Genomic DNA, 6,079 nt, shown 5'->3' with positions numbered 1-6,079 from the left:
TTGACATACCAAGAGGGTCTTGGTGTAGTGAGTTTGTCAACTCCTTAATGCTCCCTGCGGTCCGCTTACCGTTGACAAACGCCATACAGAGCCTTTCTAGCCCTTTTAAGAGGTTGCCCCTTATAAAAACCCCTATTTAATCTTTAAAATCGCTCACAGGGCATTTATGAGCTTCTCACGAGTAAAACAAGGATAAATAAAAGCCAAGATACTGTTAATGTTTCATAAGGCTATGAAAATGCCTGTATTAAAGGATTTACCAGATAAATTATTTTAAAAAATTTAGTCGTAGTTGTTTAATTTGACAACTACGATTTTTTATTTATGTTCGTATTTTTGTTTGTGTTTATTTAGACACACAACTGTGTTCAAATGAACACACACGAAAATCGCTAAAACTACTGATATATCAACCTTTTTTACACTTTTAAAAGTCTCTCTCTTCTCACTCTATATATAAGGGCTTTTCTTCATGCAAGGGACGGGTAGTATTTTTCGGACAGACCACCGAAAAATCTCCACCCTTTACCCTTGCACTCCGAAATTCGGCAGGTGCGCAGCTTGTGCCAAGCCGACACACTGAAAACGAGGATTAATCAGGGTCGGCTTGCACTGCAATTGTACCTGCCGAAACGCCTGAGCGTATCCCAAAATATGCTTTCACGACAAGGGCTACAGGACATGGGGGATTCTCCCCCAAACCCCCTAGCCAGCCTCCTCCTAAAAACAAGGGGGAAACCCAAAAAACCAACCCTTTGCCAGAAGCTCATAAATGCCCTCTGCAGCGTTTTTGGCGCTAGCAAGGCTTTTAATATGGCTCATCTCTGGCGATGGCCAGAGGGGCCATACCTGGCATCTGTCAACGATACCGGACCGTCAGGGAGGATAAGGAGTTGACAGATACGCTGCACCAAGACCCTCTTGGTGTGTCAAAAGTGCACCTTTTGACCTGCCTACCGGCGAGGGAGCCCCTCAAGGATTGAGGGGTTGGGGAGTTCGATTAATGGGGTCTGGGGAAGAGTTCCCCAGTGGGTTTGGGCAAGGCCCAAGGTCTTGTTTTTTGCCATGCAGGGCATGGCTCGGCGGAGCCGAAAAGCCTCGCAGAGCCCTATGTATTTTGTAACGTAGTGACAAAATACGTATAGGAAAATACATATAGGGTTACGCTAATTGACAAACGTCGTCGCTTTGCTAGACTTGGTTTATCAATAATTTTGGGCGAAGTGGTGATATTTTATGTTGGCTTCTATCTCGTTTAATCAATCTCATAAAAGCAATATGGCACATAATAACCGAGAAAATATTCATGGGAATCCTGGCATTGATTCGTCCAGGCTAAACGAAAATATTTACTTTGTTCAAAGGGATATTCGAGACGTTTATCAAGAGGTATTCGGTGAAGCGGTCGAAGCCTACAATGCGAAGCAAAGTAGGAAAGACCGTAAGATTGAGGACTATTACGAGAAAATTCGAAAGGACAGTAAAACGCATGAACAAAGGGAGCTTATTGTTGCCATTGGAGAGGGGAAAGATGGCGAGGAATACCGGCCTTTGAAGAAAGCGGCACTAGTGCAGTATGCAGAGGAGTTTCAAGAAAGAAATCCCAATTTAGCAGTCTATAACATGGTCTTGCATGATGATGAAGCGAACCCCCATTTACATATCAATTACGTTCCGAATTTTGAGAGTAAGCGAGGGCTTACAAGGCGTGTCGGCATGGATAAAGCTTTACAGCAACAAGGCATCAAGATAAGAAAAAACAAGAAAAAAACATAAATATTGCTTAATTTTTTTAAAAGAATACAATTTTTATTGAAAGCACTAAATATAAAAGGAGACATAAGCATATGAACTCAGAAAATAAAGTAGCAATAATAACAGGTTCAGCAGGTGGTTTAGGTAAAGCTATAGCTGAAAGATTAGCAAATGATGGTTTTAATATCGTTGTTCAAGACATCAATAATGATTTGTTACTAGAAACAGAAAAAGAATTCAAAGAAAAAGGATATAATGTAATATCTTTCAAAAGTGATGTTTCAAAACAAAAAGAACAAGAAGAACTAGTTAAATTTACTGTAAAAGAATTTAATAAATTAGATGTTTTTATTAATAATGCAGGTGTGGATGCTGTAACACCTTTCTTAGAAATAGACGAAAATCAACTTAATAAATTATTTAATATTAATGTATTTGGAACTGTTTATGGTACCCAAGCAGCTGCAAAACAATTTATAAAACAAAATACAAAAGGTAAAATAATAAACGCTTGTAGTATAGCAGGTCACGAATCTTACGAAATGCTAGGTACATATTCAGCTACTAAACACGCAGTTAGATCATACACTCAAGTTGCAGCTAAAGAATTAGCAAAGTATAAAATTAACGTTAATGCTTATTGTCCAGGAGTGGCAAAAACTAAAATGTGGGAAAGAATCGATGAAGAAATGGTTAAATATGATGAAAATTTAAATCCTGGAGATGCTTTTGAAAAATTTTCAAGTGCTATAAAATTAGGAAGATATCAAGAACCTAAAGATGTAGCAAATTTAGTATCATTCCTAGCTTCGGAAGATTCAGATTATATAACTGGTCAATCTATTTTAACAGATGGCGGATTAGTTTATAGATAAAAAATAAACAGTTTAATTAATTTGGTTTTTATTCCAATTTCCTTTTTGAATAGAAACTTTGAACCCTAAAAACCCAAAGCGTGTCAATCGTTCGGTTTAATAGCTAGCGCTATCCGAACGCTTGCGCTTTAAGTTTATTTTAGGGTTCTTTTCTTTTTCAAAAAGTTTTCTCGGCATAAAGTCGTCTAAATATTGACATACCAAGAGGGTCTTGGTGTAGTGAGTTTGTCAACTCCTTAATGCTCCCTGCGGTCCGCTTACCGTTGACAAACGCCATACAGAGCCTTTCTAGCCCTTTTAAGAGGTTGCCCCTTATAAAAACCCCTATTTAATCTTTAAAATCGCTCACAGGGCATTTATGAGCTTCTCACGAGTAAAACAAGGATAAATAAAAGCCAAGATACTGTTATTCACTTTACTTTGTTGTAAGTTAGTTGTCCCCCCTTGTTTTGGGGTGTGAGTGCTGGCTGGGGGTGTGGGGGCTAGCCCCCGCATAACGTCACTAAGTAAGGCTAAAGGCAGATATTTCTGAACGATAGCACAGGCGGTTTTGGCGGTACAATGGTCAGAGCAAGCCGAATTTCGTAAATCCTCGTTTTGGGTATGTTCGGCTTGGCGACATGCCACCACCGCCAAAATTTCGGAAAGCAAGGGGGAAAGGGTGGAGATTTTTTTGAGCGATAGCGTTCCGTAGGACAAAAAAATACTACCCGAACCTTGCTTGGAGAAAAGCCCTTTAGAAGATATAAGAGGGAACATTTGAAGAATGTTGTTATATCAAGGGTTATAGAGGTTGTTAGTAATCACAGTGTGAACCCAATAGTAATCATAAGCTATGATTACTATTTGAATATAAAGTAATCAAATTAACACTTGTTTTTTAAAAAAAATAATTATACTATAATCTTATATGATTACAACACGCTCACAAATGATTACTATATGGTTCACTAGATGATACATATATGTTTCATTTTAAGTAGTATACTGCTTATTCAGGGGAGGAATATCGTGACAACGTTAACAATAGGGGAAACAAAAAACGTACTAGATCCTAATTCTAGAACATTTGAGGAACGTGAGAGAGAATTAGAAGAACTAAAGAAACAGGAAGAAGAAGAGCGAAAAAGACAACAAGGAAGTCCTTATAAAAGGTGGGTGCAAATGAATAAAGACGCTTATAAAGCAGAAGATTGGCTAATGTCAAAATCACCAATAGCATATCGAATCTTTAAGTTTCTAATTAATAACATGGATTCATACAATGCGGTTATGTGTTCGTATAACGTCTTACAAGAACAGTTCGAAATTAGTAAACCCACTGTTACAAGAGCAATTAAACTTCTTAGAGAAAAGCAATACATAGACGTTTACAAATCAGGAACATCAAACATTTATGCCGTTAATAAACAAATTGCTTGGAATAGTTGGGGAACAAATTATAAACACGGCAAATTCGGAGCCAATATAATCATCTCTGAAAGTGAACAAGAAAACAGCATGAAAACGAAAATACAATCTCAATTACACAAAGAAATAACGATAGAGATAAAGGAGTAGAACCGTCATTAAGACGGTTCTTTTAACTATAAAGTAAAAGCATTTTCTTCTTCATCTTCAGGACGAACACTTCCTGTTGTTTGGAGATCAGCAAGAGCAAAAGCTAATTTTTCAACCGAATACTGGTTATCCAAGTGCTTTACAATCCGTTTCATTGCAGTGATTTGTGTTTTAGGGGCTTCATTTTTTTCTAAATATGCTAAAATCTTTTCTGCTTCACTGACCCTTCTTTTCGTTGTTTTAATACGGTCAAAAACATCATTTCTCATATTCATTTATCCTCCTCCTTTACATTTCCAATTCTATATCTTTTTCATTTTCTTTCTGTGGTTTTTCTAATTTTTGTAGAGAATCCTGGACTAATTTATCTTGTTTGTCATCCAGTGCTTTTATATGGCTAGGGGCAATATCCCTAATTCTTAAAAACGTCTTTACTCGGTCAATTTGAGCATGTAAAACGTTCCCCACTCTTTGTTTGAAAGCCGAAAACTCCTTACTGATCTGCATGAGTTTTTCCTTCAATTGCCCGTTCTCCGATTTCAATTCTCGATTCTCATTTTGGTAAGACCGGTTTTCTAGTTTTAGCGTATCTACCTCTTGTTTTAACTGCTTTTTTTCCTTCAACTGGCCATTGTATTTATGAACCAGCCCATTATATTTTTCTACTAGATTTCCGTATTTCTGCACAACCTCAGCCTGTTTCACTTTTTCCACTGCTTTTTTCTCTGCCAATGTATCTAAGTTCTGTTCAACATCTTTGTAATAATGTCGAATTTTGTCTTGTCCTATCTGCATATCTGATTTTAATTGCTGAACTTCTGTCTTTGCCTTCTCTAACTCCTTCTGGAGAACCTCCGCCTTCTGCTGATAGACAACTCCATTTGTCGCATAATCGACTAGGCTTTTGTAATCTTGCTCCTTCATGCCAACAAGCCCAAGCACCTTTTTCGGTTGAATGTTCTCAATCGCCTTTGTCTTGTCGTCAATCTCTTGAATATGCCCCATTGTCCGTTCATACTTTTTTCTAGCTTCCTGCTCCATTTGTTGGAACGTCAGAGCCTTATATTTGGCTGTCTCAACGTGTTTACGGTCTGATGAGACTCCTCGCTCCAAGTCAAAGCCTTCTCGCACCATATGGTCATGAAACTTATCTTGAAGCTTTACCAGTTGTTGCTTTTTCCCAAAAAAGTCCTTTGCGGAAAGCCGACCATCTTCGGTGATCGGCACGAACCCAACATGCATATGCGGTGTTTTCTCGTCTTTATGAACCATCGCATAGGCAATATTCTTTTCTCCGTATTCGTTCGCAAAAAACTCATAAGCTGATTCAAAGAATCGCTTTTCCTCTTGTTCCGATAGCTTTTGAAAATACTCGGAATCGGAAGTGACAAGGAAACTCGCCATCTTCACCGCATCTTTCCGAATGGCTTTGCCAGTCGTCACTCCTTCCTCAATCATTTTGTTAACCTTCTCGCTATAATCAATCGGCTTTGAATTGACCAAATCATAATTTAGATGTGAACGTGACCCATCAATATCACCGTTCGTCTGACTTTCTTTTTCTCTCTGATTATGAATTTGAATGCCCTTAATGGCAGGTGACTTTAGCTTCTGCATATGTAAAACGGCAAAGCTCATATCGGGGTTTTCGCTCCTTTCTAAAATCGCTAGATTAATAGAAAGTGTAGCACACTACACTTTGCAAGCAAAGTTCCATGTGCTCTGCGAGGCTTTTCGGCTTCGCCGAGCCATGCGCTGCATGGCAAAAAACCTTGGGCTTTGCCCAAACCCACTGGGGAACTCTTCCCCAGACCCCTTTCAAAAACTCCCCCAACCCCCTCACTTTTGAGGGGGCTCCCTCGCCGGTAGGCAGGTCAAAAGGTGAACTT

At 38.7% G+C, this 6,079-nt stretch carries 4 protein-coding genes and 1 pseudogene; 3 read left to right on the top strand and 2 right to left on the bottom strand.

What is annotated here, in order from left to right:
* Positions 1-1,236: 1,236 nt before the first annotated feature.
* The 3 genes and pseudogenes from NSQ76_RS20920 to NSQ76_RS20910 all read left to right on the top strand — a co-directional run.
* Positions 1,237-1,749: pseudogene (locus tag NSQ76_RS20920) on the top strand (plasmid recombination protein); the annotation flags it as partial.
* Positions 1,750-1,847: 98 nt separating this feature from the next.
* On the top strand, positions 1,848-2,630 hold the full coding sequence (locus NSQ76_RS20915) for an acetoin reductase (RefSeq protein ID WP_327826148.1): 783 nt from the start codon (positions 1,848-1,850) through the stop codon (positions 2,628-2,630).
* Positions 2,631-3,641: 1,011 nt separating this feature from the next.
* Complete coding sequence (locus tag NSQ76_RS20910) at positions 3,642-4,190, top strand: winged helix-turn-helix domain-containing protein (protein ID WP_223664322.1); 549 nt, start codon at positions 3,642-3,644, stop codon at positions 4,188-4,190.
* A 26-nt stretch (positions 4,191-4,216) separates the two neighbouring features.
* Here NSQ76_RS20910 and NSQ76_RS20905 read toward each other — a convergent pair whose 3' ends face one another.
* Together NSQ76_RS20905 and mobV are read right to left on the bottom strand one after the other, a co-directional pair.
* A complete protein-coding gene (locus NSQ76_RS20905) occupies positions 4,217-4,465 on the bottom strand; it encodes a hypothetical protein (protein WP_341055907.1) in 249 nt (82 codons plus the stop codon).
* A gap of 13 nt (positions 4,466-4,478) precedes the next feature.
* Positions 4,479-5,828 carry a MobV family relaxase gene (gene mobV / locus NSQ76_RS20900; RefSeq protein WP_341055906.1) on the bottom strand — a complete coding sequence of 450 codons (1,350 nt, stop codon included), beginning with the start codon at positions 5,826-5,828 and terminating at the stop codon, positions 4,479-4,481.
* Between the last annotated feature and the right edge of the window lie 251 nt (positions 5,829-6,079).

This window comes from Bacillus sp. FSL M8-0256, assembly GCF_038005765.1.
Lineage (GTDB): Bacteria > Bacillota > Bacilli > Bacillales > Bacillaceae > Bacillus > Bacillus safensis.
This window is presented reverse-complemented; position numbering and strand designations above follow the sequence as displayed.

Bases quoted from the DNA above. Each gene is read 5' to 3' on its own strand.
- NSQ76_RS20915 (WP_327826148.1), top strand. From the start codon at position 1,848: ATGAACTCAGAAAATAAAGTAGCAATAATAACAGGTTCAGCAGGTGGT.
- NSQ76_RS20905 (WP_341055907.1), bottom strand. From the start codon at position 4,465: ATGAATATGAGAAATGATGTTTTTGACCGTATTAAAACAACGAAAAGA.
- mobV (WP_341055906.1), bottom strand. From the start codon at position 5,828: ATGAGCTTTGCCGTTTTACATATGCAGAAGCTAAAGTCACCTGCCATT.